Origin of the sequence: Aliterella atlantica CENA595, assembly GCF_000952155.1 — a bacterium.
In the GTDB taxonomy this organism is placed as follows: domain Bacteria; phylum Cyanobacteriota; class Cyanobacteriia; order Cyanobacteriales; family Chroococcidiopsidaceae; genus Aliterella; species Aliterella atlantica.
In genome coordinates, this window is record NZ_JYON01000006.1 from 69,378 (window position 1) to 94,809 (window position 25,432).

The following is a 25,432-nucleotide window of genomic DNA, read 5'->3' on the forward strand; positions in this document are numbered from 1 at the left end:
GTATCTGCATTCTCGATTGTCAAAGCCCCGACTTTAGCGAATCCGCACAAAACCAGCTTGGGCGATCGCATCTTGTCCTCGCTCGGTGAGGAGAAATTCGGCATAGGCGTTTCCAGCACGGGCATCGAGCGCTTTATTCTCTTTAACGACTACGTAGAGGTAGCGGGCGATCGGATATTGACCAGAGCGAAACGCTGCTAAATTTACTTGATGGCGCTGCTCTAAGCAGTCTGCACGCGCGGGTTCTTTTTGGGGACTAATGAAGTTCCTCGCTCCCTGACCAATTGGCACTGTTTTAATCGAGCATTGCGGTACTAAAGTCGATGCAGAAGCATAATAGATTCCTCCTGGTGTCTTAGACAAGCGGCGAATCGCTTGAGTAGTAGTTGAAAAGATTTCGATATTCTGGGCAAATGCTTTATTTCCCAGCACGTCGTTACGGAAAAACTGGGCAGTGCCATCGTTTTTGGGACTAGAGAATAAAGAAATCGCCATATCTGGACCGCCGAGTTCTTGCCAATTAGAGATTGCACCTGTATAAATTCCCTGCAGGTCAGCTATTGTTAAGCCAGGGAGTTTAAGATTGGGGTTAACTGCGATCGCAATTCCATCAATTGCTACCGGAATTTGCTTGAGTTTGAAGCCGCGTTGTTCTGCCTGACGATATTCTGCTGGAGCAATTGGTCGGTCTGATTGCACAAAACTCAATTGGTCATCAATCAACATCTGTATGGCAGTAGTGGAGTTAGCCATACTGGTATTTGGTTGGGTAAATCGCAGTTGAAATCCCAGCCGCTCGGATTGAATTGCTGAGTCAATTTTTAACCTAATTGGCGCCCAAGTATTGCTGCCGCCATAACTGAAAACCCCAGATGGAACGTTTTGAACTTGAGCAAAAGTTTCCACTTGGGGCGACTGCGTGCTAGATTGCACGGTGGGATTCCGTAAGATTCGCCATAGCCCGCCTCCCAGTAGTACAACTGCCCAAATAAAAGCCAATGCGATCGCAATTTGACCTAATATTACAGCTAGCGAATCACGCCTTGCTTTTTGCTGGTTCATTAATTTTTCTGCCCAAAATCTAAGTGCTTGACGCAGTATTAGATTAACTAAGTTTTATTTTATACAATTATTAAGTTTTATTCGCAGTTCGATTCAGGTTTGCTAATTATTGATTAACAAAATATAAATTTGATTGAAGTTTATACTACTTTAGGTTGTTAAGATTGACGAATTTATAGATTTCGTCCTTGTAATATATAGATTTCAACTTTCCTTTTAATTTAAGTAAAATTGAAACTCTACTCGCCTACTACTGCAATAAGAGCAATTTGTTTTACTACTTGCTAGAGCATTTTGCACCGAGACTTTAGCCAATTTCCCCGCAAGTCAAAAATCTGCTACATTTAAGAGTATAGAATGCTACTAATAATTGCAATGATGCCCGATCGCCTACTTTGGTATATTTGCTAGGTGCTCTTAAAGTTAGTAGCTATGCGGACGATCGCACTTTATGCTCGCTAGATTGAGATCTTAGTTAAAATGAACATTTAGCCCTGTGCTAATTTTTGCCAAAAATGCGCTCGCCAACTTTTTAATTCCTCTCAATCCAGCAATCTTTTATAATGTAAAAAATTTTGTTTTTTTACTATATTTATCTTGCTTCTTGACAGCGATTGACTTATAATTAAATAATGGAAATTTGTGCGACAATATTATTTTAGTTTAGCCTCCCATTATGACATAATTTTATAGCAAAAAGCAAGCACAAGTCAAGCTTTAACCTTCTTTTTAATTTAAACTTTTTGACTGCAAAAACTCGCTAACGACCTCTTTAATATCGCGGAACTCTCCTTCAACTTGATAATTTAATCGCCGCATTTCATCAGCAGTAATCAATCCATCTAATTGCTGAAAAACTTTGACAAGTTCTGGGTGCTTTTTTAAAGTTTCTTGACGCACAATTGGCGTAGCTTCATAGGGGGGGAAATAGCGTTTATCATCTTGCAACACTACCAAACCCAAACGCTCAATTTGCCCATCAGTAGAATTGCCTGCAACAAAATCAACTTGCTTTTGAATCAGCGCTCGATAAATTAGTCCTAAATCCATAATGCGCGGCGCTTGGGCAAATCTGAGATTGTAAGTTTTAGCTAAACCAGGAAACCCATCTTCGCGTTGGCTAAATTCGTAGCCAAAACCTGCTTGCCATTGGGGAGTATATTTAGCCGCTTGAGAAAGAGTCTGCACGTTATATTTTTTTGCATCTTCACGCCGAATAATCATCGCAAAGGTATTTTCAAAACCCAAAGATGGCATTACCTCTAAGTTGAATTGCTGGGCATAAGCTTGTTTTAGACGTTGGTAAACTACTTTGGGGTCGCTGATAGTTTTTTGTTTGAGGATGCTAGTAAAAGCCGTCCCTATGTATTCTACATAAGTATCAATTTGCCCCGCAGTTAAAGCTTGATGGCAAACAAAAGAGCCACCTAAATGCAAGCGGCGGTTGACTTTTAACTTGGTTGTAGCTTCAATTTGTTGGGCAAGCAGTTCGCCCAAAATATCTTGTTCGGTGAAATCTTTAGAAGCAACGACAATATCGCCACTACCATTATTTGAGATACGAGGATTGCAACTAGCGATCGCCAGCAATAAGCTAAAGGCAAGTAAGCAAAGAACAAAAAATTTTTTCATAGGCGATCGCTTCTAGAACGCACACTGTTACACAATACACTAAGTTTCAATTAGACTAAAGGCAACACAACATACATACTGTGCTGCAATCTAGGCGATAAGATATGGTACAAAGCAGTAAGCATGATGCCCCAATTTTTCCACCTAGCGATTTACTAAGTAATGAACCACCGTTGGAAACTTACCGCCATCTCAAACAACTCATCTTACTGTTAACTTCCTTAGAGCGATTGTGGCGCAACCGCCAGGATTTCTTTGCTGGTGGGAATATGAGTGTTTACTACAGTACCCGCCAACTCAAATCCGAAGATGTTAGAGGACCAGATTTTTTCGTAGTTTTAAACACCGAACGTAAAGAGCGCAAAAGCTGGGTAGTGTGGGATGAGGACGGCAAATACCCTAATTTTATTTTGGAGATTCTCTCAGATTCAACAGCCAAGAACGATCGCAGCTTGAAAAAGCAGTTGTATCAAGATATTTTCCGCACGCCGAATTACTTTTTGTTTGACCCTTATACATTAGAATTTGCTGGATTTGAACTTAATTATCATCAATACCAACCAATAATTGCCAACGAGCAGGGTTGGCTGTGGAGCCACCAATTGCAATTATACTTGGGGATTTTGAACGAACAGTTAAGGTTTTTCACCCCAGATGGAGATTTAGTTCCAACTCCAGAAGAAGCAGAAGTAATAAGTAATCAACGGGCTAATGTTGCTGAAGCACGAGCAGAACAATTGTTACGAAAGTTGCAAGAATTGGGAGTCGATTTGGATGAAGAGTAGAAGTTGCGATCGCCCCAAGAAGCAGTTAGAAAGCTTAAATGTAAGATTAATCTGTGGAAAGTAACTGAAATTTCTCTGTTTATAACAACAGTTCTAGGCGTTGCCCTTTATCGCTAAGTTTATTACTTATTTAGCTACCACCCAGAATCATTTATACCCCTTGCTGATTCCGCTTGGAGTAAGCAGACGCTCAAGCCAACCGATCGCCAATTCCGCAAATATAGCCAAAAAAGCGGCGGGAACTGCGCCAGCAAGTAATAACTGATTATTAACAACCGAAATTCCCCGAAAAATAAATACGCCCAAGCCCCCAGCACCAATAGCAGCCGCAATTGTGGCAATTCCAATCGCAATTACTGTTGCTAGACGCACGCCTGCTAAAATAACGCTCAAAGCTAGAGGAATTTCAACTTGCAATAACATTTGGCGATCGGTCATTCCCATCCCGCGCCCAGCCTCTTTAATTGCTGGATCGATACCTGTAATTCCTGTATAAGTATTGCGAATAATTGGTAGGAGTGAATATAAAGTCAAAGCGACGATCGCCGGAACAGCACCAATCCCCCCAATTATTGGTACTGGTAGCAGCAAGCCAAACAACGCCAAACTAGGAATAGTCTGCAGAATATTTGCAACACCTAAAATTGGTTGGCGCAGACTTGCTTTACGAGTAATCAAAATCCCTAAAGGAATACCAACTAACGTTGCAATCCCAATTGCAGTAACAACCAAAAGTAAGTGTTCGCCAGTATGCTGCAAAATCTCTGCACCATACCTAAATAAGAAAAAATCGTTTAAATTCATAAACTACCTGGTGCTGCTAAACGCAAACACTGCATAAAAGAAACCGCTTCTGGTTCTGGGGAATGCATAAACTCTTGTGGCGTTCCTAACACCGCCAACCTTCCAGTATCCATCAAACCAATTCTAGAAGCGAGTACAAAAGCCTCTTGAATATCGTGAGTAACGAAAACAACAGTCTTATTCAATTCTTGTTGCAATCTACGAAACTCCTGTTGCAATTCCAAGCGCGTAATTGGATCTAGCGCCCCGAAAGGTTCGTCCATGAGTAAAATCGGCGGGTCGATGGCTAAAGCCCTAGCTACACCTACTCTTTGGCGCTGTCCGCCCGATAGTTCGTGCGGATAGCGATCGCTAAACTGCGCTGGATCTAAGCCAACTAGCTGCAACAACTCATACACCCGCGTTTTGATTTGTTTGGGTTTCCAACCTTCTAAAGCAGGGACTAAACCAACATTACGGGCGATCGTAAAGTGAGGAAATAAGCCAATTTCTTGAATCACATAGCCAATCTGTCGCCGCAGTTTAATCGGATTCCAATCAGTAGTAGAGCGCCCTTGAACTCTGACTTTTCCTTGAGTTGGAGTAAATAAGTTATTAATCAGCTTCATAGTAGTAGTTTTCCCGCTACCGCTACGCCCTAGCAAGATTAGGGCTTCCCCTTGGTAGATAGTAAAGTTGAGATTTGCGACCATTGAGCGATCGCCACGATTAAAAGTAACATTATCAAATTCAACAGCAATTTCTCGATTAGTCGGCACGATCGTAAATAGAATGCATTTTTGCTATTATCCACTGCGATCGCGCGACCCGTAATTTTTCCTATCCCCAGTTAGATAAACTTAAAGCAGCCTTAACTGCCAACCTCAGTGATATGGTACAAAGCAGTAACCCAGACATCCCAATATTTCCACCTAGCGATTTATTGAGCGACGAGCCACCTTTGGAAACTTACCGCCACTTAAAACAAATTATCCTGCTCCTAACTAGCCTAGAACGCTTATGGCAAGATCGACAGGACTTTTTTGCTGGTGCTAACTTGAGCATCTATTACAGCACTCGCCAACGCAAGTCAGAAGATGTGAGAGGACCAGATTTATTTGTAGCTCTAGACACAGAACGCAAAGAACGCAAAAGCTGGGTAGTCTGGGCGGAAGATGGCAAGTATCCCAACTTTATTTTAGAAGTTCTTTCTGACTCCACCGCCAAAACAGATCGCGGCTTGAAAAAGCAGTTGTATCAGGATATTTTCCGCACGCCCGATTATTTTTGGTTCGATCCCTACACCTTAGAATTTGCTGGATTTCAACTCAATTATCGTCGCTATCAAGAGATAATCCCCAACGAACAAGGTTGGTTATGGAGTAATGAATTACAGTTATACTTGGGTATTTTGAACGAACAGTTAAGGTTTTTCACTCCAGATGGAGATTTAGTTCCGACTCCAGAGGAAGCAGAAGCAGTAAGCAATCAAAGGACTCAACAAGCACAAGCAGAAGCGCAAACAGAACGCCAACGTGCTGAAACAGAACGCCAACGTGCTGAAACAGAACGCCAACGCGCCGATCGCTTGCTGCAAAAACTGCAAGAATTAGGCATAGAGCCAGAATAGCGAGCCTTAAGTATTGACTAGAATTACCAGTTTGGCGATCCTATGGCTAGAGGCTTTTGTTATTGGTACTTGAGGTAATTTGTGGATATTCAGCAGCTACGCCAATCATTAAAAGTTAAATGGCTTCTTTACTATCGGCGCAATCGTCCTTGGATGACAAAACTACGCATTTGGGGAACGTATGACGGTCAACGCCGCCCCTCATCTAGCTTTATTTTGGCAACTTTAACTAATTTAGAACCGCAATTAGTGCAAATGTTTCCCTTTATCGTCGCTTTGAGCAATCATCCCGACCAAATTGTTGCCGCATTAGGATTGAATTTCAATCCTGAAGTAGAATTAAAATCTCTTTCAGAAGCAACCAATATTGCAGAAATCAACAGTAATAGTAACGGAGTAGTTTATAAAAGCCCAATAGTACAAACAAATGGTAATAACCAAAACGGTTCTGCGCCCAAGCTTCCCGTAACAAGTCAAGAAGTTAGAGTAGCGCCTTCCAACCGAGTTAGCAACATTGCTTCTTGGGTAGATGAATCATGTCAAGGTGTCAGAAGCACAGATATTTAAAAAACAACCAATGTAGAGACGTAGCACTGCTACGTCTCTTTTCCCCGTAATTAGTTTTAGAAAGTGAAGGTAGTCCTAACAGCGCCAATCACCACATCTTCATTATCTTCGTTGAAGCCTGGCGCTGTAATCCAAATCACCCCTGGCGTAATAGCAATATTTTCTGTCAACTGGAACTGATAAAACCCTTCTATATGCAGTGAAGTATCTTCATCTTCCGCTAGTTCCGCATTTATGTCTGGGTTCGTGGAACTAATGGTAGAATCAGTAACTTTTGGTTCCATCCCCACAACAAAGCCTAACAGATTCCCTTCCTTGCCTAAATCTGGGAACGCCAACGTTACCGCATAATTCCAAACATTGATATCGCCTCTGTCGAATAATCCACCAGCCGTAGAAAGTAGTTGCGTATTGGTGTAACCAACCCAACCACCCAAAACAAAGCGATCGCTCAACTGCCATGATACTTCCACACCGTAGGAATTACTGCTAGTTGGCACATCTACCGCAGGTATCCCCAAATCCTCGAAAAAGGTATCGTCAAATCGAGCAAAAGTATTGCGACTGCTACCAGTACCCGTATCGTCAGCATTGTAAGAATTGATGTACGTTAAGCCAATATTAAAGCGCTCGCTTGGCTTAATTGTTAGCTGCGCTATGCCACTATAAGGACCATTAAATAAGCCATTTCCCTCTGTCGGATCGTTAGCTTCGCTTGCCAAATACCCCAAACTCAATTCTAAGCGATCGCCAAACTCTTTCCGCAAGCCTATACCCGCACCATCTGCTAAGTAATAAATCGGGTTGCGCGTACCAAAACTAGACAGCGCCCCAGAACCCCCATCACCATCTAAAACGTTGACAGTGTTAGTAAAATCATCTGCTGCACCACCTGTCGCCGCTAGAAAAACCTCTGTACTCTCGCCAATTGGGAAAGCATACGCTAAAACTTCTAACCCAATCTGATTATTTTCATCTTGAGTAAAAGCAAGTTCGCCTTCTGTAGTACCTGTAAGTTCGGAAAATCCGACAAAGTTGCCAGTAGAAAGCCTTGCTAGTAACTCATCTCGACCTGTAAAGCTACTAATAAATTCTAGCCGCGTCCGCTGTCCGAGAACTGTTGAAGAGGCATCAAGGTCATTACCTGCTTCATCTTGCCCTGCAACTACCCCTGCCAATCCTACTACAACTTCACCGCTAAGTTTGGTTGTGGTAGAAAATTGATTTGCTTCTAGTTCTGCTGTTGCAACTTCTAAAGTATCAACTCTTCCTCGCAAGCTAGCTAGTTCTGTAGCAAATTCTTCTTGCAACCTCTGCAAAGTTGCTAAATCTTCTTTACTTACTAAATCGCTGGTTGCTGTAGCGATCAACTCATTTACTCTATCTAAACAAGCATTAACGCCCGCAGCAAATTCATACCTTGTCAGCGCCCGATTACCGCGATACGTACCGTCAGGATATCCTGCAATACAGCCATAACGTTCTACTAGAGATTGCAATGCCTGAAATGCCCAATCTGTAGGCTGAACGTCCGATAGCTGTGAAACAGATGTTACCTGCGCCATCGTGTTATTACTTGGTTGTTCCTGGGCGTAAGCGCTATGAGAAACTACTATTGCGCCCAATATTACCGGACTTGCCAGCAACAAGTTCCATAAACTTTTATACATTCGCTTGATTCCTCACTACCACACTTGCGAAAACAGAAGGTTGTACCGCAAGCAACTGTTTGCACTTCACGCAGTGAAATTTACACTACGCATGAAAATAATTGGCAATTTAGCATATCTAGTCTGTTTTGATTAACAAAAATTTAGTTCTGTCATGAGATTGATTCTCATTCTATAGGTAAAATGGTATTCGTGCTAATCAGATTTACGACAAAAATGCAAAATAGAACGAGCAAGCAAGGAAGTGTAGTTCTAGTGGCATTGCTGCTAACAGCATTGTTTGGCTGCAACAACCAAACCTCCTCGCAAGCGCAGCAAAGCCCTACACCAGTAACGTCAGCAAACCAACTAAAAGTAGTTACTACATTTTTACCGATGTATTGGTTTACTAAAGCGGTGACAGGAGACACAGCACAAGTAGAAATCTTGATTCCACCAGGGACAGAAGTACACGATTACCAAGCCACCCCAGCAAATGCTCAAGCGATCGCCAATGCCGATATCTTAGTAAAAAATGGCATTGGTTTTGAGGAATTTTTAGAAGCAACTGTAGCAAATGCCAAAAACAGCCAGTTAAAAGAAATTGATGCTAGCGCTAGCATCAAACCTTTAGATAATGCTACCCCGGAAGAACACGCACGCGATCGCGTAGACGAACACGCAGAGGGAAATCCTCACGTCTGGCTAGATCCCGTACTAGCAAAACAGCAAGTAGCAAATATAAGAGATGGTTTGATAGCAGCTAATCCTGAAAATAAAGCAACTTTTCAAGCTAACGCTACAGCTTATATGCAAAAACTAGAGGCACTAGACAAAGAATTTCAAGAAAGTTTACAAAAGTATCCTAATTGCACGTTTGTTACTTTTCACGATGCTTATCCTTATTTAGCTAATCGCTATCAAATTAAGCAAGTTGCAGTAGTAGAAATACCTGAAGATCAGTTATCGCCAACAGACATACAAACCACTATTAATGCTGTCAAAAAGTATAATGTCAAAGCATTGTTTGGCGAACCAGGAACAGATAATAAATTGCTAACTGCACTATCGAAAGACTTAAATTTAACCTTGCAGCCGTTAGATTCCTTAGAATCTGGCACACTCGATCCGCAGCATTATTTTACAGCAATGAGGGCTAACCTGCAATCATTAGAATCAGCTTGCCAATAATTATATGTACTCGCAAATACCGATATTAAAAGTAGAAAATTTAACAGTAACTCTCGGCAATCATTTAGCAGTATGCGATGTTTCATTTACACTGCAAGCAGGGACAAATACAGCAATAGTTGGTCCTAATGGTGCGGGAAAAAGTACGCTCGTACAAGCAATTTTAAACTTAATTAGGCGCTCTGATGGCAAAGTGGAAATTTTTGGTCGTCCAATCGAACGCCTAAAATCCCTGCGCCAGCAACTAGCTTATATGCCACAAAACTTTATTTTCGATCGCAGTTTCCCTATTTGCGTTCGCGAATTAGTAGGGATGGGATGGGTAAAAGCTTGTCAAACTGGATTTTTTCCAAATCGACAGTATCGCCAAGAAAAACAAGCCGCCATTACCCAAGCTTTGCGGCGAGTTAGCGCTTATCATCTCCAAAATCGTGCAATTGGTACTCTTAGCGGTGGCGAATTAAAACGGGTATTATTAGCCTACTGCTTAGTCATACCCAGACAACTTTTAATCTTAGATGAAGCTTTTGCAGGTGTAGACGTGCAAGGCGCAGCAGACTTTTACCAGTTACTAGATGTATTAAAGCAAGAAGAAAACTGGACAATATTGCAAGTTTCTCACGATTTGGATATGGTCAGCCGTCATTGCGATCGCGTTATCTGTTTTAATCAGACTGTAACGTGCTACGACACACCAAATACAGCACTATTACCGCAAAACTTACTAGCTACTTACAACCCCACTGCTAGCCAAGCTTGGTTGCAAAATTCTTTACATAATTTGAACGGCAAGGGACATCTGCACGATTTTAAGTTATAGACTTCTAGTAATTTCAATTGTAATTTTGCCTTCAAAGTCAGGAATTGGTGCAGTAGGCTTGCTCAAACGGACTTTAACTTGAGCAATACCATCATTTTCTAGGATAGAATCAGCGATCGCCTCTGCCAAGCGTTCTACCAAGGAAAATTTAGCAGTCTTAATTAGCTGCTTGACGTTACTAATGATGCTGCGGTAGTCGATAGTATCTGTAATTTCATCGCTTCTACCTGCAACAGACAAATCCAGCCACAGCATCACATCTACCTCAAACCATTGTCCTAACACTTGTTCCTCAGCTAAATAACCTGTATAGCCATAGCTGCGAATCCCAGTTAATTGAATCGAGTCCATAATCTTCCTCAAAAGCCAAGCAAACTGCAAACTAAAATAGTAAGATGCAGCTTACTTAATGATGGGGTACTTGGTAAATCCCCGATTAGGGATGAACACGATCGATTCACGAAACACTAACTTACTATTTGCCTCTATCCTGACTGAGACACTCAAACGCTTAGGATTGACTACCGCCATAATTTGCCCTGGATCGCGTTCTACGCCCCTGGCGATCGCCTTTGCCAGGCAGGAAGGAATAGAAGCTATATCCATCCTTGACGAACGTTCTGCTGCCTTCTTCGCCCTGGGAATAGCCCGTAAATCGAAGCTTCCCGTAGTATTGGTGTGTACTTCGGGTACTGCGGGAGCAAATTTTTATCCAGCGGTAATTGAAGCAAAAGAAAGCAGAGTACCTTTACTTGTATTAACTTGCGATCGCCCGCCAGAACTTAGAGACTGTCATTCTGGGCAAACAATCGATCAACTAAAGTTATTTGGTACTTATCCCAACTGGCAAACTGAGTTAGCCTTACCTGTTGCAGATTTAGGAATGCTGGCATATTTGCGCCAGACAATTATTCATGCTTGGGAAAGGGCGCTGTATCCGGTTGCTGGCGTAGTGCATTTGAATATTCCCTTTCGCGATCCTTTAGTACCGCTTCCCAATAGTAACGAGCATAATTTGCAAATTCCTGACGATTTTTTTGCTGGAATTAGCGATCGCGCACTTGCCAATATAAATAATTATGTTTGTGAGTTTCCCAAACAATGGGATTGCGATCGCGGCATTATTATTGCTGGCGTTGCTCAACCGGAAAACCCTAGAGAATATGTAAGTGCGATCGCTCAATTATCTAAATTACTTAAATTTCCCGTACTAGCAGAAGGGCTATCCCCAGTTAGAAACTATGCTGATTTAAATCCTTATCTAATTTCTACCTACGATCTAATTTTAAGAAATCGTAGACTAGCCCAAAAACTTCAGCCAGAAGTCGTAATTCAAATAGGAGAGTTGCCCACCAGTAAAGAGTTACGAACCTGGCTAGAATCTACTCAACCGCAAAGGTGGATAATTGACCCTAGCAACCATAATTTAGACCCTTTGCATGGTAAAACAACTCATATAAGAACTTCTATAGAACAGTTAGTTACCTCCTGTTCGCTGCAGCCAAAAAAATTTAGTGATTATCTAAATTTATGGTGCGATCTTGAAGCTCAAATCAGAGCAAATATTGATAGAGTAATGCTAGAAATAAAGCCAATGATTGAATGCAAAGCTGCTTGGCTACTATCAAACATTCTGCCTCAAAACACGCCAATATTTATTTCTAATAGTATGCCAGTAAGGGATGTAGAATTTTTCTGGCAACCTAGCAACTTTAACGTGCAACCATTTTTCAATCGAGGCGCAAATGGTATAGATGGAACTTTGTCCACAGCTTTAGGTATAGCTCATCGCCAACAAAGCAGTATATTACTAACAGGCGATCTAGCCTTACTGCACGATACCAATGGATTTTTGATAAACAATAAATTTGTCGGTCATTTAACAATTATTCTTATTAATAACAATGGTGGTGGTATTTTTGAAATGCTACCTATCTCTAAAATTGCCCCACCATTTGAAGAGTTTTTTGCTACTCCTCAAAACATCAATTTTCAAGGGCTATGTGCCACATATAATATAGAACATGAATTAATTACCACATGGCAACAACTAGAGCAAAAATTAAATCCTCTGCCAAGTACAGGAATCCGCGTATTAGAGTTGCAGACAAATCGCAAGCTTGATGCAAAGTGGAGGCAAGAAAACTTAGGTAAATTTGCAGCAGATATAATTTAAGTTTTAGCAAAAATCATTATATGTTGAGTAGGTAGAAAATCTTTAGTTTCTAGCCATTGCAAACCAACTGATGACATTTCCTTAATTGCTTGTTTCTGCGTCATTTTATGCAACCCTTTAATAGCAATAAAGGGATTCTCGCGTCGATACTCAACTAATACCACTCGCCCATTAGGTTTGAGCGCTTGCACAACTTTATCCATAATTTCGTAAGGCTGCGATAGCTCGTGATAAGCATCTACCATAATTGCTAAATTGATGCTATTTTCCAGCAAATTAGGATTATCAATACTGCCCAAAACAGGCTCTACATTAGTAACATTATTCTCCTTTTTAAGGAATTCAATAATATCGAGCATCTCAGGTTGAATATCGACAGCTAGCACCTTCCCTAAAGGCACTTTTTGGGCTATTCTAAAGCTAAGATAGCCAGTTCCCGCGCCTATATCAGCTACAACGTCAGTAGGCTGTAAATTTAAAGCTTCAACTAACTTTCGCGGCTGTTCTTCAACTTCCCGTGACGGACGCTCTAACCATAGGGCTTCTGTATGCCCCATTACCTTAGCTATTTCGCGACCTTGGTAAAACTTACCAATTCCGTCAGGACTATGAATAGTTCTTGTTTGGTAAACATCAACCGTACTTGCTCCTACTGTTTGGCAAGCACACAAAAATAGGCATAAACATAGTGCCACAAGCGATGCCTTCGGCGGTATGCTCTTCGACCATGCTACGCAAACGTGTAGCGACCTTCGCACTTTTACCATATTTCTACTTCCAACCCTTATCAGCTTGCTCCAACACATAGGCAGACACATCAAGAATTTCTTGCTCAGTTAGCCGACCTTGATAAGCTGGCATAGCATTTTTACCATTTGCAACCAACTGAGAAATCGCCTCAACAGAATCCATACCGTATTTTCTCAGCGCTTTTGTCTTAAGATTCTTACCGCGCCTGACTATATTACCGCCATTAATATGACAACCCGCGCAATTATTAGTAAAAAGCGTTGCTACATCAGTATTTTGTTCAGCCAGACTAGGAAAAACACTCGTACTGCAAAAAATTGCGATCGTCAAAACTAAAATAGCTATTAACTTACTCACAATACGTCCCCTCCTTTCTCTTCATCTTGGCGTACTAAACGCTTCGCTACACGTACGTGTTGGCTGTTAGCTTAAAAAATATTCCCTGCACCGCAAATTTTTGTAAGCCAGTCGCAGCGCAAGTTAAAATTTTCAAGCCGAAACAAGCTGCACTAATCCTTATGGAAACTACTTGGCAAACCGCTAAAACCTACGAAGACATCCTATATCACAAAACTAATGGTATCGCCAAAATTACCATCAATCGCCCCCACAAGCGCAACGCTTTCCGTCCAAAAACAGTGTTTGAACTATACGATGCATTTTCCAACGCTAGAGAAGACACAAACATCGGTGTAGTCCTATTTACTGGCGCAGGACCTCATAGTGATGGTAAATACGCCTTTTGTTCCGGCGGCGATCAAAGCGTGCGCGGTAATGCTGGGTATATAGACGATGACGGTACGCCTCGCCTCAACGTACTAGACTTACAAAGGCTAATTCGTTCTATGCCCAAAGTAGTAATTGCCCTAGTAGCAGGATATGCGATCGGTGGCGGTCATGTTTTACATCTAATTTGCGACCTAACTATTGCTGCAGATAACGCCATATTTGGGCAAACTGGTCCTAAAGTCGGCAGTTTCGACGGTGGATTTGGCGCTAGCTATCTAGCACGAATTGTCGGACAAAAAAAAGCGCGGGAAATTTGGTTTCTCTGTCGCCAATATACCGCAGCACAAGCGCTAGAAATGGGCTTAGTTAATTGTGTCGTCCCAGTAGAACAATTAGAAATAGAAGGCATTCAGTGGGCTAACGAAATCTTAGAAAAAAGCCCGATCGCAATTCGCTGTCTTAAAGCTGCATTCAACGCCGACTGCGACGGACAAGCAGGATTGCAAGAACTAGCAGGTAACGCTACTTTACTTTATTACATGACTCAAGAAGGAGCCGAGGGCAAACAAGCATTTTTAGAAAAACGTCCGCCCGATTTTCGTTCCTTTCCTTGGCTACCTTAGTTGGGAAAGATGATAATTTTGCTTTAACCTCAATCAAAAACGCACCTATGTTTGTCACAGGTGCGCTTCTCATAAAGATATTAAATTGATGTATGTTATTAAGTTTTTTACTGATTTGTAACTTTGAGAGCAAAATCTAGCCCAAACTTTAAGCAATCTCGAACTAAACTAGCGCTACATCAGTAGAATGAGCCTTTTGCTTGTTAGATGCTATTGATGGCTCGTTTACACCACAACTAACAGTGCGAGAATCCAAAGCTACAGGTTGTGCATCTGGCAACTTCATCATCTGCTCTAAGTTTTCCCAAGAGGGTGCAAATGCGGGGATCGCCAAATGACAAGCATTCCAACTGCCTTGTACTTGAGCGCCCAATAATTGACACATACCGCCGCGTCGTCCTTCTGGTTTGTAATATCGACAATAGCGACAAGCAGATGTGAGGGAATTTAGGGTTTTCATAAAAGTCTCTTGAGAACCATCTATGACTTTTATTTTGCTTGCATGAAGAAATCATGCTATCTACATCAAATCATTATCATGCAAGCTTTCTAGCGATCCCCGCTCAATTTTTCTTTCATATTTTCTTTAGATTCGCGTTATATTCATTAATTTTTTTGTTAAAAAATTGATACAAAGCATTTTTAAAAGCATTCATTTTAATCCTCAACGATTGGGGATCAAAGAGAATAGATAAAAAATGTTGTAACTTCAACTACAACTCAGCTAAAAACAAGATTAAGAAATAGTAAAAATATTTGCGATCGCCTGCTGAATTTGTAGGAAAAATAGCTAAATCAAGCAGTATTTTCAGTAATTTATAGGTGTAAATATCTACTATTTAATGCTTGTCGCAATGAAATGTTAAAAATCTACGTAAATATACGTTGAAGAAATGAAGAAGAACAGATAAGCTTTTTGCAGCAGCGATCGCTCCAGCTATCCTTAAAAAAACTACACAATTAAAATTCTTTCGCAGCACACAAACAACAAACTTGCCAGCGTTCGAGTTCGCCAGGGGGAGTAGGAGATTGGCACTGAGGGCAAAGCGGTAAATTGTGCGATCGCTCTTGCGTAGTTTTTACCCACTGCGCGAAAGCCGAGCGCGGATCTGGGCATTTGCCTTTAATTGCAGTTTGACTGGCAGCAGGAAAAGAACTAGGATGATTGCGCCCAGACACTTCCTGAGTATAAGTCGCTTGGTTTCGCTGCCATTGTGCCGTAGAGAAACGAATATCTGTTAACGGACTAGGTAATTTTTGATTGAGCTTGGCAAGAATGCGCTGGCGCTCAAAAGTCAGAGTTTGCGCCCAGGAGGCGCTAGAAGTAGCTACCCACAATACATCTCTTTGAATCGACAATAATTGAGTATGGGCTGCAACTACTTCTCCTACAGCCTCAGCCCAATATTTCAGCGCAAGTTGTATAGGTTGTTGTTGCAGGTTAGTTTGCTGGGCGATCGCCCTTAAAACGCGATCTAGCGAATTGAACGACATTGATTTCAAGATAGAAAAAGAAAAACTACTGGCAAAGATGCGATCGCATAAATTCAACTACTGATAGATACAAAGCTAGCGTGACACCCTCCCAACCCTGAAACGAGGACGTTTACAGCGTGGGCTTCCCAAGATTGCTCTTGCGAACTTCCTGCTTCACGGGAACCCCCAGGCGGTCAACCTCCACAGGCAGCATTACCGTTTGTCCAACGGCTGTCAGACCTCGCTGTTCTACGACGATTGCCGCAGCTACATCTCGGTCAGTTATATATCCACAAAAGGAGCAATTATGCACTCGCTCTAGAAGTTCTTTTTTCCCGGTATGAGTCCCGCAATTAGGGCAAGTTTGGCTTGTTCCTTTAGGGTCGACTTTGGCAAAATAAACACCCCGCTTTTTACATACCCAGCCTAGAATCTCCAAAAATCTACCCCAGCCAGCATCCAAACAATGCTTTGCCAACATTCCCCTACACAAGTTGGTCAGGTTCAAGTCTTCGGCAAATATCATTCCTACTCCATCACAAAGCTGATGAGCAGTCAAGAAATGAAACTCACGCCTAGTATTGTGGATGTGTTCGTGCAGTTTAGCTATTTGCTTTTGAGCCTTTTTATAGTTGTTCGAGCCTTTAACTTTATCCTTCAGTTGGCGTTGCAGCCATTTAAGCTTGCTTTGCAATTGGATGAAGAATTTAGGACGAGCAATCAATTTACCGGAACTTGTAGCTAAGAAATTGAGCAGCCCTAAGTCAATCCCGATAGATTCGCCGTGTGGCTGCAAAACTGGAACAGAGATATCGCAAGATAGTATCAGTTGTGTGTACCAGCCGGAAGCTTTACATACCACTCGCACTTGCTTGACCTCAAAACCGTCGGGCAACGGTCTATGCAGATTAATCCGCACAGCCCCAATTTTAGGCAGTTTTATCTGCCAACCAGTAACCAGATTAGCCACGTCACTCCCTACAACAGGGTGGCTCTTGAACTGCGGGAATACAAAGGAGCGATACTGTCCAACCTTTTTAAACCTTGGGAATCCAAAACCACGTTCTTGCCTAAACTTGAAAGCTTTGTCCAAGCGTTTCAAAGCGTCTTGCAATACTTGAGATTGCACGTCTTGAAGGTCGCTCAAGTTCTTTTTAGCAAGGGAGAGCGCGTTTTGCTGTTTGTAATAGTCTGGATACAGCGTATCAGCACTAATGATGTATTCCTGCTTGATATTGCAAGCATTAACCGCGCATTTGCGCGACGCTATCCAGTCCCGACGTTCAGCCAGGGCGTAGTTGTAAACACGCCTACACTGTTCCATCCAAGTCAGCATTCGCGCTTCTTGGGCAAGATCTGGGTAGATTCGGTAAGAGTAGGTCAGACTCAACATGATAACGTTCTAACACATTTTGTCTATATGTTAGAATTAGGCAATATAGATATGATAACTTCCGCGCTCGTCGTTACCCGCCTTATATCCCGACGCTCACCGAGGCGGTAGAGCGCTATATTTTCGGTGCAGTAGTTAGAAGTTACGCTAATAAGTAGTAGTAACGAGCAGGGAGAGTAACATGGGAATATTCGATCGCATCACGCGAGTAGTTCGCGCTAATGTCAACAACTTGGTAGGTAACGCGGAAGATCCAGAAAAAGTCCTCGAACAAACAGTTGCAGATATGCAAGAGGATTTGGTACAACTGCGCCAAGCAGTAGCAAGCGCGATCGCTACCCAAAAGCGCACAGAAAGGCAAGCAAACCAAGCAGATTCTACAGCCCAAGAATGGTACAATCGCGCCCAAATGGCTTTAAATCAAGGCAATGAAATATTAGCAAGGGAAGCGCTAACCAAGCGTAAATCTTATCAAGAAACAGCAACAGCCCTAAAATCGCAACTAGAGCAACAAAGTACCATCGTATCCAGACTAAAAAAGGATATGCAGACTTTAGAAGCAAAAATTGGCGAACTGAAAACCAAGAAAGATATGTACATCGCTAGAGCAAGATCGGCTCAAGCATCGCAAAGATTAAATGAAATGCTCGGCGGGGTAGATGCTACTAGCTCCTTAAGTGCATTTGAGCGCATGGAAGAAAAAGTATTGCAACTTGAAGCTCAATCAGAAGCGATCGCCGAATTAGGCGGTGACGATTTGCAAAAACAGTTTAATTCGCTAGAAGCAAGTAATGATATTGATGCCGAACTAGCAGCAATGAAAGCCCAAGCTTTACCAGGTAGCAATCCCAGCCAAGCTAAACTACCACCGCCAACTAATTAACAACCTAGAAGAATCTACGCAGCTTTGTTAGCATAGCTACATAGATGAATTTGCATAAAAATTAGCACCTGCCCGTAGCAGAATATGAAATTGAGCTTATGTTACAAATAAGAGCAAAACGTCATTAATACCTGCATCATTAGATTACATTGGGCAAATCTTAGCTAGCATCCTGCACTCCACTGTTCGTTGTCAACCTGGAAAGGAATCATACAGTTATGGGATTATTCGATCGCATTAGCCGAGTGGTCAAAGCTAACCTGAACGATATGGTCAGCAATGCTGAAGACCCAGAAAAAATGTTAGAACAGTCTATCCTGGAAATGCAGGAAGACTTAGTTCAACTGCGCCAAGGAGTAGCACAAGCGATCGCTGCTCAAAAGCGTACCGAACAACAATACAATCAAGCTCAAAATGAAGCCAACAAATGGCAGCGCAACGCTCAATTAGCATTGCAAAAAGGCGACGAAAATCTCGCTCGTCAAGCATTAGAGCGCAAAAAATCATTTGCAGAAACAGCAAACACCCTCAAAACTAATTTAGACGGACAAGTAGGGCAAATAGATACCCTCAAGCGCAGTCTAATTGGCTTAGAAAGCAAAATTTCGGAAGCCAAGACCAAAAAAGATATGCTCAAAGCCCGGATCAGTGCAGCTAAAGCTCAAGAACAACTGCAAAGCACTGTCGGCAAAATTGGCACTAGCAGCGCGATGGCAGCTTTTGAGCGCATGGAAGAAAAAGTTTTACTCCAAGAAGCCCGCGCTCAATCCGCCCAAGAACTAGCAGGAGCAGATTTAGAAAGCCAATTTGCCGTCTTAGAAGCGGGTAGCGATGTAGATGATGAATTAGCAGCCCTTAAGGCGCAAATGTCTTTAGGACCTGCTACATCGTCCAATCAGCCCTCTTTACCTCAAGCGTCTGAATCGTCTAGTGCTAAATCTAACCAAGTTGTAGATTCAGAACTAGAGCAGTTACGCAAGCAGTTGGATCAGTTATAAATCAGCGCCAATTTCGGCAAAAATTAATATAGTGCTTGGATAGACCGCTTGTATGTATTCTTAATTGAATAGGCGAGGGTCTATCTCGTGCTTTGCAGGGAAAGCAGTTAGGCGTTTAAAAAAGCAAAAAAGAGTAATATGAGTAGCACGATCGCAATTAAAGATCCAGAGTTTGAAACAGAAGTATTGCAGGCAAATCAGCCCGTATTAGTGTATTTTTGGGCTTCTTGGTGTGGTCCTTGCCGCTTGATGTCACCATCTATAGACTGGGCAGCACAAGAATACAGCGATCGTCTCAAAGTAGTCAAAATGGAAGTAGACCCCAATCAAGCTACTGTTAAGCAGTACCAAGTGGAAGGCGTACCTGCACTACGGCTATTTCAAGGTACGCAATTGCTAGCTTCTTCTGAAGGAGTAATTGCGAAACCAAAGTTAATTGACTTTTTAGATACACACCTAAAATAGTTTTGAATTTTGAGCCAGTGAGTTTTGAGTTAAAAAGACTTGAAATAGTTTTGAGTTAGGAAGATTCTGAACTTGTGACTGATACGTTTGTTAGTTAGGAAAAATGCAATTTGCTCAACGGTTAGATTTTCTGCAAGCTAATGTCTTCGCTGATATGGATAGAGCGAAGGCAAAAGCTAAAGCTGCAGGAAAAGATGTGATTGATTTGTCCTTGGGTTCTTCAGATTTAGCTACCCAACAGCACGTTATTGATGCGATCGCGCAATCTTTAGCAGATCCTAGCACTCACGGCTACTTGCTATTTCACGGCACGCAAAGTTTTCGTCAAGCTGCGGCTGCTTGGTACGAGCAAAAGTTTGGTATATCTGTAGATCCAGAAACAGAAGTATTGCCCCTGATTGGTTCGCAAGAAGGTACAGCCCATCTACCGCTAGCAGTTTTAAATCCAGGGGACTTTGCTTTACTACTCGATCCTGGCTATCCCTCTCATGCTGGCGGTGTAACCCTTGCTGGCGGGCAAATTTATCCGATGCCATTACAAGCGGAAAATAATTTTCTGCCTGTGTTTGATGATATTCCTGCCCCAGTTTTGGCGCAATCTCGGATGATGGTACTGAGCTACCCTCATAATCCTACAGCGGCGATCGCTCCAGAATCCTTCTTTAAGTCGGCAGTCGCTTTTTGTCAGCAGCACAACTTAGTGCTAGTCCATGATTTTCCTTATGCTGATTTGATTTTTGACGGCGTTGCTCCTTCTATTTTGCAAGCTGACCCTGATAAAAGCGTGTCGATTGAGTTTTTTACTCTATCTAAGTCTTATAATATGGGCGGCTTTCGCATCGGCTACGCGATTGGCAACGCGCAGCTAATTAAGGCTTTACGACAAGTCAAAGCGGCTGTTGATTTTAATCAGTATAAAGGGATTTTAAATGGCGCGATCGCAGCCCTAACAGGTCCGCAAACTGGCGTTGAAGTTGCCAAAGATACTTTCCGTCAAAGACGAGATGCTTTTGTCGACGCTTTGCAGCAAATTGGTTGGCAAGTCCCCACACCGCCAGCAACAATGTACGTATGGGCAAAATTACCTGCTCGTTGGCAGCAAGATTCAGTTGGTTTTTGTACGCGCATGGTAGCCGAAACTGGCGTTGCTGCATCTCCTGGTAGTGGCTTCGGTAAGTTTGGTGAAGGTTACGTTAGGTTTGCCTTAGTACATGAGCCAGCAATTCTGACAATAGCCGCCAAGAGAATCGCTAGCATAATTTCTTTGGCTTGATTGTTGTTAACAGTTCGCTTTATCAAAATATTGGTTGCCGATCGCCTGTTTATGCTAATAAGCAATTTGTCGTCTACCGAAAGTTTGATATTTTTATATCTTCTCCCAGTATATATCTATATAAATTGGCTTTAAAATTGTGGTATATTGCGTTTATTCGAATGACAATTAGCTGCAAAAGCTTTTATCAATTTTGCCTTAAATATTAATTCAAGTAGCATTTTTGACATAGTTTCATAATTGACAAACTCTTGAGTAGTAATCGAGAAACCCAAGCAAAGTTCGGTGCAGTCTCACCCACAGGTAGCAGCCGTAAGCGAATATTAATAGTTGAAGATAATAGCCTTAATCGACTTATGCTTGAGGACTATCTAGGTTTTTGCGGCTATCAAGTGCTAAGTCTTCCTACCGCAGATAAATTTTTTGAGGAAATAGCTAGATTTCAGCCTGACTTGATTTTGTTAGATTTAAAGCTACCTGGTATCGATGGCTACACCTTATTAGAGCAACTAAAAGCAAAACCAAACCTCCAGCACATTCCTGTAATTATTGTTTCTGCCTTTGCTTTTAGGATGGATAGACAACGAGCTTTTAACTTAGGTGCGTGCCGATATTTTATTAAACCTGTAGACCTAACAGAGCTTAAAACGGCTATTTACGATCAATTAAGCCATGAACTAAAAGATTAGCTTACTTCTCTTACTTATTTCTTTGGCTATCTACATATTCTTCAAATGTCAAGGTAAGATTCTGTAAATCCTGACCTACATTAGTTACAATAGTCTCAAGTTGAGCAATTAATAATACTGCCGTTTGTAGTTGATTGAGATTGTTTTCAATCGCCGTACGATATTGAGTTTCAAATTCGTCTAAATTCATAAGTAGTAGTTGCACTAATATAATGTTACTGAAACAGTAAAACTTGTAAGTTTTAGCTCCTTAGACTACTCTAATCCGATCGCCCCTAAAAATTAGCCTCAATTGCCGTAAATTCATCCTTTAATCTTAAAAATTGACCCCAACTTTACAAAAATAAGTGTGTGTATATTATAGCACTTACAGATAGATGATAATGGTATATAGTAGCACTTACGTTCAAAAATATGTCAGTGATTTTACCAGCGTACGGTAATTGAAAATATATGGCGATAAATATTCATCTTTGCTAGTAAAAACCATACTGTAGGCTAGCGTGGAAATTGAACGCTGCTGCTAAAAAAGTGTCATGACAATAAACACGACCTTGCCAGATTTAAATCGGTTCCCCTCAGAAACACCAGCAAATACCGCGATCGCCCCAAACGCCGATCGCATTCAACTACCATTGGTAAAAGATCCCGAACGACTAGCAGCGCGTCTCAAAGAAATTCCCCCAGAACCAGGCGTTTATTTGATGCGCGACAAAAGCGATCGCATTATGTATATAGGCAAATCGCGCAAATTGCGATCGCGCGTGCGATCTTATTTCCGCCAGGCACAGAAATTGAGCGATCGCATTGCCATGATGGTAAGACAAGTAACAGAAATTGAATTTATCGTTACTGATACCGAGTCTGAGGCATTAGCGCTCGAAGCAAATTTAATTAAACAACATCAGCCCTATTTCAACGTCCTACTCAAAGACGATAAAAAATATCCCTACGTGTGCGTCACTTGGTCGGAAGACTATCCACGCATATTTATTACCCGCAACCGCCGCATCGGCAAAGAAAAAGATAAATTTTACGGACCATATACAGATTCAGGTTTACTGAGAAACATATTACGCTTATCAAAACGAATTTTTGCCCTCAAGCAACGTCCGCAACCACTATTTAAAGATCGCCCTTGTTTGAACTACGATATGGGGCGCTGCCCTGGGGTATGTCAAAAATTAATTACGCCAGAAGAATACCGTAAAACAGTGCAAAAAGTAGCAATGGTATTCCAAGGGCGATCGCAAGAACTAATCGAAATTTTGACCGAGCAAATGCATAAATCTGCTGAAGAAATGAACTTTGAATCAGCAGCGCGAATTCGCGATCAAATAGCCGGACTTAGATCGCTAAATGCCAATCAAAAAGTATCCTTGCCCGATGATACAGTATCGCGAGATGCGATCGCCCTTGCAGCCAACGAACAACACGCCTGCATTCAATTATTTCAAATTCGCGCGGGGCAATTAGTTGGGCGACTAGGATTTGTCGCCGACGCACACGCCGAACCAGGAGCAATTTTACAAAGGGTATTAGAAGAACACTATCAAACTGCCGACGATGTGGAAATACCCACAGAAATCTTAGTTCAGCACGAATTACCGCAAGCAGAGATGCTAGCAGAAGTATTGAGCGATCGCAAAGGGCGAAAAGTCACAATTGTTGCGCCGCAGCGGGCAACTAAGGCAGAATTGATCGAGATGGTAGAACGCAACGCTGAGTATGAGTTGCAAAGGACGCAGAAATTAAGCGATCGCAATACTCAAGCAATGGAAGATTTAGCCGCAATTGTAGACTTGCCCGATTTACCGCGCCGGATCGAAGGCTACGATATATCACACATTCAAGGCTCAAACGCCGTCGCTTCGCAAGTAGTATTTATAGATGGATTGCCAGCCAAGCAATATTACCGCCACTACAAAATTAAAAATCCCACAGTTACAGCAGGTCATTCCGATGACTTTGCGAGTCTTGCTGAAGTCATCCGCCGCCGTTTTCGCAAGTACGCAGAAGATCCGCAACTACCAAGAGTAGGCAATCCTGATTGGCCCGATTTAGTGATGATAGATGGCGGTAAAGGGCAATTGTCCTCAGTAGTCGCCCAATTGCAAGAGATGAATTTGCTAGATGAATTGCGAGTAGTTAGTCTAGCCAAGCAACGGGAAGAGATATTTTTGCCTGGAGAATCTCAACCGATAGAAACAGAAGCAGAACAGCCAGGAGTGCAATTATTGCGGCGCTTAAGAGATGAAGCACATAGATTTGCCGTGACATTTCACAGACAACAAAGAAGCGATAAATTAAAGCGATCGCGTTTAGACGAAATTCCTGGTTTGGGATACCACAGACAAAAACAATTGCTAGCACATTTTCGCTCTATCGATTACATCCGCCAAGCCTCTCTAGAACAGCTAGCACAAGCGCCAGGAATCGGTCCGCATTTAGCCCAAGAAATATACAATTACTTTCATCCTGCCTAAGATGAAATTCCTATCTATATTTTTAAATCAACGAAGTAAACAAGATGGCTGACACGATTGAATATGACTTAAAAGAGATACTCACAAGACTAGAAGGCAGATTTGACAAGCTAGACACCAAAATAGACAGGCTAGATGAAAAGATTGATAAAGTTAGCGAAGACCTGAGTAGTTTCAAAATAAAAGTAGCTGAAGATAATGGCGCTTTGAGGTCATCTATGAATGCAGGTTTTGGTGAATTGAGAACAGACTTAACTAGAGTGGAAAATTCTTTAAAAGGAGAAGTAGAGGTTTTAGCAGAAAAAGTTGATGGCATATCCAAGCGAGTAGATACTCAAGAGTTTATCAATCGCGGCGTAATTATCGGTTTAATCATAGCTGTATTAGGCGGTTTTGCGAAGGTTTTTGGGCTAACAAATTAAATGTACCCAAGTTAATTTTTTATTAGCTACCAAAAGTCATCGCATTTAAGTTCAACGACTGGTAAGTTGCTGTAGGCGGCGAACACATCAGCTATATTACCTGGAGCGTAACTACTCTGCCATGAAAGCAAAAAAACTGACCCTATTTGGCGTAAATTTAGTGGAATCCAAATTGTAGGAATATCAGTAAACCAATCTCCATCTAACATCTCTAAGCTAACTAAACGCTGAAAAACAATTTTTGTATAACCATTATCTAAGTGAAATTCAACTTTTACAGGCTCAAATCGCCAAACTAACTTCATAGCAAGAGCTAAGAACAATGAATACTCTATGATATTAGTAAACAATAGCAATTTTTTTGTATGCACATTACCTTAAACTCAGAGCAAGAGCAGTTTATTCAAGCAAAGCTCCAAAGTGGTAAATACCAAAGCGTAGATGATGTGGTTGAAGCTGCCTTGCATTTGTTAGAAGAACAAGATGAAGCTTACGAACAGTGGGTGGTTGACACTCGTGCGAAGGTAGATGCGGCAGCCGCATCATTGGATCGAGGAGAAGGACTTGACGGCGAACAAGTAGTTAATAGTATTTTAGATAAATTCCGCCACGCGCGTGAGGATAGAGGATGAGTCGCTATACCATAGCACCTGAAGCCAGTAGCGACTTAGACGAAATCAGCAATTATTTTTTTCTAAGTAATGTCGAAGCAGGAGAGCGTTGGTTTGAGGCTTTTAATCAAAAATGTCAGCAACTAGCACAATTTCCTTTTATGGGAAGGAGGTATGCTCATATTCGTTCCGACTTGCGAGGTTTGCCACTAGAAGGATTTATTATTTTTTATCGAGTTCAAGATACCCGTATTGAAATTATGCGAGTTGTTAACGGTAAACGCAATCTAAAAACTTTATTTACGGAAGATGAGTAGTGACATTAGATTTAAGTTAACT

Annotated in this window: 29 protein-coding genes; 16 read left to right on the top strand and 13 right to left on the bottom strand. The window is 41.8% G+C overall.

The features are described 5' to 3' along the window. Positions 1-33 precede the first annotated feature (33 nt). Both UH38_RS07485 and UH38_RS07490 read right to left on the bottom strand, forming a co-directional pair. Complete coding sequence (locus tag UH38_RS07485) at positions 34-1,062, bottom strand: PstS family phosphate ABC transporter substrate-binding protein (protein WP_045054023.1); 1,029 nt, start codon at positions 1,060-1,062, stop codon at positions 34-36. Positions 1,063-1,791: 729 nt separating this feature from the next. Continuing rightward, positions 1,792-2,694 (bottom strand): glycine betaine ABC transporter substrate-binding protein, encoded by a 903-nt coding sequence (locus UH38_RS07490; RefSeq protein WP_045054024.1) that lies wholly within the window; start codon positions 2,692-2,694, stop codon positions 1,792-1,794. A gap of 104 nt (positions 2,695-2,798) precedes the next feature. Here UH38_RS07490 and UH38_RS07495 point away from each other — a divergent pair, with 104 nt between their 5' ends. Continuing rightward, positions 2,799-3,479, top strand: a complete 681-nt coding sequence (locus tag UH38_RS07495) for a Uma2 family endonuclease (protein ID WP_045054025.1) — start codon at positions 2,799-2,801, stop codon at positions 3,477-3,479. Between the two features lie 147 nt (positions 3,480-3,626). On the opposite strand, the gene UH38_RS07500 is transcribed toward UH38_RS07495, so the two are convergent. Beyond that, complete coding sequence (locus tag UH38_RS07500; RefSeq protein WP_082065333.1) at positions 3,627-4,283, bottom strand: ABC transporter permease; 657 nt, start codon at positions 4,281-4,283, stop codon at positions 3,627-3,629. Continuing rightward, a complete protein-coding gene (locus UH38_RS07505) occupies positions 4,280-5,041 on the bottom strand; it encodes an ATP-binding cassette domain-containing protein (RefSeq protein WP_045054026.1) in 762 nt (253 codons plus the stop codon). The genes UH38_RS07500 and UH38_RS07505 overlap by 4 nt, the downstream gene beginning before the upstream one ends. Positions 5,042-5,154: 113 nt before the next feature. Here UH38_RS07505 and UH38_RS07510 point away from each other — a divergent pair, with 113 nt between their 5' ends. Continuing rightward, positions 5,155-5,892, top strand: a complete 738-nt coding sequence (locus UH38_RS07510) for a Uma2 family endonuclease (RefSeq protein ID WP_045054027.1) — start codon at positions 5,155-5,157, stop codon at positions 5,890-5,892. Positions 5,893-5,973: 81 nt separating this feature from the next. Then, positions 5,974-6,459 carry a DUF5331 domain-containing protein gene (locus UH38_RS26685; protein ID WP_052672302.1) on the top strand — a complete coding sequence of 162 codons (486 nt, stop codon included), beginning with the start codon at positions 5,974-5,976 and terminating at the stop codon, positions 6,457-6,459. Positions 6,460-6,515: 56 nt separating this feature from the next. Here UH38_RS26685 and UH38_RS07520 read toward each other — a convergent pair whose 3' ends face one another. Further along, a complete protein-coding gene (locus UH38_RS07520; RefSeq protein ID WP_045054028.1) occupies positions 6,516-8,129 on the bottom strand; it encodes an iron uptake porin in 1,614 nt (537 codons plus the stop codon). 216 nt (positions 8,130-8,345) lie between these two features. Here UH38_RS07520 and UH38_RS07525 point away from each other — a divergent pair, with 216 nt between their 5' ends. Both UH38_RS07525 and UH38_RS07530 read left to right on the top strand, forming a co-directional pair. Further along, complete coding sequence (locus UH38_RS07525; protein WP_045054138.1) at positions 8,346-9,299, top strand: metal ABC transporter solute-binding protein, Zn/Mn family; 954 nt, start codon at positions 8,346-8,348, stop codon at positions 9,297-9,299. 4 nt (positions 9,300-9,303) lie between these two features. Beyond that, positions 9,304-10,119: a metal ABC transporter ATP-binding protein gene (locus UH38_RS07530; protein WP_045054029.1), complete on the top strand. Its 816-nt coding sequence runs from the start codon at positions 9,304-9,306 to the stop codon at positions 10,117-10,119. Here the strand turns inward: UH38_RS07530 and folB are convergent. Beyond that, positions 10,114-10,470 carry a dihydroneopterin aldolase gene (gene folB, locus UH38_RS07535; protein WP_045054030.1) on the bottom strand — a complete coding sequence of 119 codons (357 nt, stop codon included), beginning with the start codon at positions 10,468-10,470 and terminating at the stop codon, positions 10,114-10,116. The two genes, UH38_RS07530 and folB, sit on opposite strands and share 6 nt — an antisense overlap. Before the next feature lie 91 nt (positions 10,471-10,561). On the opposite strand from folB, the gene menD reads away from it, so the two are divergent. Further along, on the top strand, positions 10,562-12,295 hold the full coding sequence (menD, locus tag UH38_RS07540) for a 2-succinyl-5-enolpyruvyl-6-hydroxy-3-cyclohexene-1-carboxylic-acid synthase (protein WP_045054139.1): 1,734 nt from the start codon (positions 10,562-10,564) through the stop codon (positions 12,293-12,295). Here the strand turns inward: menD and UH38_RS07545 are convergent. Together UH38_RS07545 and petJ are read right to left on the bottom strand one after the other, a co-directional pair. Beyond that, positions 12,292-13,062, bottom strand: coding sequence for a class I SAM-dependent methyltransferase (locus UH38_RS07545; RefSeq protein WP_082065334.1), 771 nt, complete (start codon positions 13,060-13,062; stop codon positions 12,292-12,294). The two genes, menD and UH38_RS07545, sit on opposite strands and share 4 nt — an antisense overlap. 4 nt (positions 13,063-13,066) lie before the next feature. Continuing rightward, positions 13,067-13,402 (bottom strand): cytochrome c6 PetJ, encoded by a 336-nt coding sequence (gene petJ, locus UH38_RS07550; protein WP_045054032.1) that lies wholly within the window; start codon positions 13,400-13,402, stop codon positions 13,067-13,069. Between the two features lie 161 nt (positions 13,403-13,563). On the opposite strand from petJ, the gene menB reads away from it, so the two are divergent. Further along, the gene (menB, locus tag UH38_RS07555) at positions 13,564-14,397 is read left to right on the top strand and encodes a 1,4-dihydroxy-2-naphthoyl-CoA synthase (RefSeq protein WP_045054140.1); all 834 of its coding nucleotides are present in this window, start codon (positions 13,564-13,566) and stop codon (positions 14,395-14,397) included. A gap of 163 nt (positions 14,398-14,560) precedes the next feature. Here the strand turns inward: menB and UH38_RS07560 are convergent, their stop codons facing one another. From UH38_RS07560 to UH38_RS07570, 3 genes are all read right to left on the bottom strand, one after another. Beyond that, positions 14,561-14,857: a hypothetical protein gene (locus UH38_RS07560; RefSeq protein ID WP_045054033.1), complete on the bottom strand. Its 297-nt coding sequence runs from the start codon at positions 14,855-14,857 to the stop codon at positions 14,561-14,563. Positions 14,858-15,357: 500 nt separating this feature from the next. Further along, positions 15,358-15,891 carry a DUF721 domain-containing protein gene (locus tag UH38_RS07565; RefSeq protein WP_045054034.1) on the bottom strand — a complete coding sequence of 178 codons (534 nt, stop codon included), beginning with the start codon at positions 15,889-15,891 and terminating at the stop codon, positions 15,358-15,360. Between the two features lie 112 nt (positions 15,892-16,003). Continuing rightward, positions 16,004-17,266, bottom strand: a complete 1,263-nt coding sequence (locus tag UH38_RS07570; RefSeq protein WP_045054035.1) for an RNA-guided endonuclease InsQ/TnpB family protein — start codon at positions 17,264-17,266, stop codon at positions 16,004-16,006. A gap of 181 nt (positions 17,267-17,447) precedes the next feature. Between UH38_RS07570 and UH38_RS07575 the strand changes: the two genes are divergently transcribed. From UH38_RS07575 to UH38_RS07595, 5 genes are all read left to right on the top strand, one after another. Beyond that, positions 17,448-18,149 carry a PspA/IM30 family protein gene (locus UH38_RS07575; protein WP_045054036.1) on the top strand — a complete coding sequence of 234 codons (702 nt, stop codon included), beginning with the start codon at positions 17,448-17,450 and terminating at the stop codon, positions 18,147-18,149. Between the two features lie 218 nt (positions 18,150-18,367). Further along, positions 18,368-19,147 carry a PspA/IM30 family protein gene (locus UH38_RS07580; protein ID WP_045054037.1) on the top strand — a complete coding sequence of 260 codons (780 nt, stop codon included), beginning with the start codon at positions 18,368-18,370 and terminating at the stop codon, positions 19,145-19,147. 138 nt (positions 19,148-19,285) lie between these two features. Next, complete coding sequence (locus UH38_RS07585) at positions 19,286-19,612, top strand: thioredoxin family protein (protein ID WP_045054038.1); 327 nt, start codon at positions 19,286-19,288, stop codon at positions 19,610-19,612. Between the two features lie 103 nt (positions 19,613-19,715). Further along, on the top strand, positions 19,716-20,885 hold the full coding sequence (locus UH38_RS07590; RefSeq protein ID WP_045054039.1) for an LL-diaminopimelate aminotransferase: 1,170 nt from the start codon (positions 19,716-19,718) through the stop codon (positions 20,883-20,885). A 251-nt stretch (positions 20,886-21,136) separates the two neighbouring features. After that, a complete protein-coding gene (locus UH38_RS07595; RefSeq protein WP_045054040.1) occupies positions 21,137-21,574 on the top strand; it encodes a response regulator in 438 nt (145 codons plus the stop codon). 10 nt (positions 21,575-21,584) lie between these two features. Here the strand turns inward: UH38_RS07595 and UH38_RS07600 are convergent, their stop codons facing one another. Next, on the bottom strand, positions 21,585-21,779 hold the full coding sequence (locus UH38_RS07600) for a hypothetical protein (protein WP_235355125.1): 195 nt from the start codon (positions 21,777-21,779) through the stop codon (positions 21,585-21,587). Positions 21,780-22,110: 331 nt separating this feature from the next. Between UH38_RS07600 and uvrC the strand changes: the two genes are divergently transcribed. Together uvrC and UH38_RS07610 are read left to right on the top strand one after the other, a co-directional pair. Beyond that, positions 22,111-24,060 carry an excinuclease ABC subunit UvrC gene (gene uvrC / locus UH38_RS07605; RefSeq protein WP_200892338.1) on the top strand — a complete coding sequence of 650 codons (1,950 nt, stop codon included), beginning with the start codon at positions 22,111-22,113 and terminating at the stop codon, positions 24,058-24,060. A 44-nt stretch (positions 24,061-24,104) separates the two neighbouring features. Next, a complete protein-coding gene (locus UH38_RS07610; protein WP_045054042.1) occupies positions 24,105-24,482 on the top strand; it encodes a hypothetical protein in 378 nt (125 codons plus the stop codon). 26 nt (positions 24,483-24,508) lie between these two features. Here UH38_RS07610 and UH38_RS07615 read toward each other — a convergent pair whose 3' ends face one another. Further along, positions 24,509-24,787 carry a hypothetical protein gene (locus UH38_RS07615; protein ID WP_144405645.1) on the bottom strand — a complete coding sequence of 93 codons (279 nt, stop codon included), beginning with the start codon at positions 24,785-24,787 and terminating at the stop codon, positions 24,509-24,511. 60 nt (positions 24,788-24,847) lie between these two features. On the opposite strand from UH38_RS07615, the gene UH38_RS07620 reads away from it, so the two are divergent. Continuing rightward, a complete protein-coding gene (locus tag UH38_RS07620) occupies positions 24,848-25,114 on the top strand; it encodes a ribbon-helix-helix domain-containing protein (protein ID WP_045054044.1) in 267 nt (88 codons plus the stop codon). Further along, complete coding sequence (locus UH38_RS07625; protein WP_045054045.1) at positions 25,111-25,410, top strand: type II toxin-antitoxin system RelE/ParE family toxin; 300 nt, start codon at positions 25,111-25,113, stop codon at positions 25,408-25,410. The genes UH38_RS07620 and UH38_RS07625 overlap by 4 nt, the downstream gene beginning before the upstream one ends. Positions 25,411-25,432 lie beyond the last annotated feature (22 nt).

Bases quoted from the DNA above. Each gene is read 5' to 3' on its own strand.
- UH38_RS07485 (WP_045054023.1), bottom strand. From the start codon at position 1,062: ATGAACCAGCAAAAAGCAAGGCGTGATTCGCTAGCTGTAATATTAGGT.
- UH38_RS07490 (WP_045054024.1), bottom strand. From the start codon at position 2,694: ATGAAAAAATTTTTTGTTCTTTGCTTACTTGCCTTTAGCTTATTGCTG.
- UH38_RS07495 (WP_045054025.1), top strand. From the start codon at position 2,799: ATGGTACAAAGCAGTAAGCATGATGCCCCAATTTTTCCACCTAGCGAT.
- UH38_RS07500 (WP_082065333.1), bottom strand. From the start codon at position 4,283: ATGAATTTAAACGATTTTTTCTTATTTAGGTATGGTGCAGAGATTTTG.
- UH38_RS07510 (WP_045054027.1), top strand. From the start codon at position 5,155: ATGGTACAAAGCAGTAACCCAGACATCCCAATATTTCCACCTAGCGAT.
- UH38_RS07520 (WP_045054028.1), bottom strand. From the start codon at position 8,129: ATGTATAAAAGTTTATGGAACTTGTTGCTGGCAAGTCCGGTAATATTG.
- UH38_RS07525 (WP_045054138.1), top strand. From the start codon at position 8,346: ATGCAAAATAGAACGAGCAAGCAAGGAAGTGTAGTTCTAGTGGCATTG.
- UH38_RS07530 (WP_045054029.1), top strand. From the start codon at position 9,304: ATGTACTCGCAAATACCGATATTAAAAGTAGAAAATTTAACAGTAACT.
- folB (WP_045054030.1), bottom strand. From the start codon at position 10,470: ATGGACTCGATTCAATTAACTGGGATTCGCAGCTATGGCTATACAGGT.
- menD (WP_045054139.1), top strand. From the start codon at position 10,562: ATGAACACGATCGATTCACGAAACACTAACTTACTATTTGCCTCTATC.
- UH38_RS07545 (WP_082065334.1), bottom strand. From the start codon at position 13,062: ATGGTAAAAGTGCGAAGGTCGCTACACGTTTGCGTAGCATGGTCGAAG.
- menB (WP_045054140.1), top strand. From the start codon at position 13,564: ATGGAAACTACTTGGCAAACCGCTAAAACCTACGAAGACATCCTATAT.
- UH38_RS07560 (WP_045054033.1), bottom strand. From the start codon at position 14,857: ATGAAAACCCTAAATTCCCTCACATCTGCTTGTCGCTATTGTCGATAT.
- UH38_RS07565 (WP_045054034.1), bottom strand. From the start codon at position 15,891: ATGTCGTTCAATTCGCTAGATCGCGTTTTAAGGGCGATCGCCCAGCAA.
- UH38_RS07570 (WP_045054035.1), bottom strand. From the start codon at position 17,266: ATGTTGAGTCTGACCTACTCTTACCGAATCTACCCAGATCTTGCCCAA.
- UH38_RS07575 (WP_045054036.1), top strand. From the start codon at position 17,448: ATGGGAATATTCGATCGCATCACGCGAGTAGTTCGCGCTAATGTCAAC.
- UH38_RS07580 (WP_045054037.1), top strand. From the start codon at position 18,368: ATGGGATTATTCGATCGCATTAGCCGAGTGGTCAAAGCTAACCTGAAC.
- UH38_RS07585 (WP_045054038.1), top strand. From the start codon at position 19,286: ATGAGTAGCACGATCGCAATTAAAGATCCAGAGTTTGAAACAGAAGTA.
- UH38_RS07590 (WP_045054039.1), top strand. From the start codon at position 19,716: ATGCAATTTGCTCAACGGTTAGATTTTCTGCAAGCTAATGTCTTCGCT.
- uvrC (WP_200892338.1), top strand. From the start codon at position 22,111: ATGACAATAAACACGACCTTGCCAGATTTAAATCGGTTCCCCTCAGAA.
- UH38_RS07610 (WP_045054042.1), top strand. From the start codon at position 24,105: ATGGCTGACACGATTGAATATGACTTAAAAGAGATACTCACAAGACTA.
- UH38_RS07615 (WP_144405645.1), bottom strand. From the start codon at position 24,787: ATGAAGTTAGTTTGGCGATTTGAGCCTGTAAAAGTTGAATTTCACTTA.
- UH38_RS07620 (WP_045054044.1), top strand. From the start codon at position 24,848: ATGCACATTACCTTAAACTCAGAGCAAGAGCAGTTTATTCAAGCAAAG.
- UH38_RS07625 (WP_045054045.1), top strand. From the start codon at position 25,111: ATGAGTCGCTATACCATAGCACCTGAAGCCAGTAGCGACTTAGACGAA.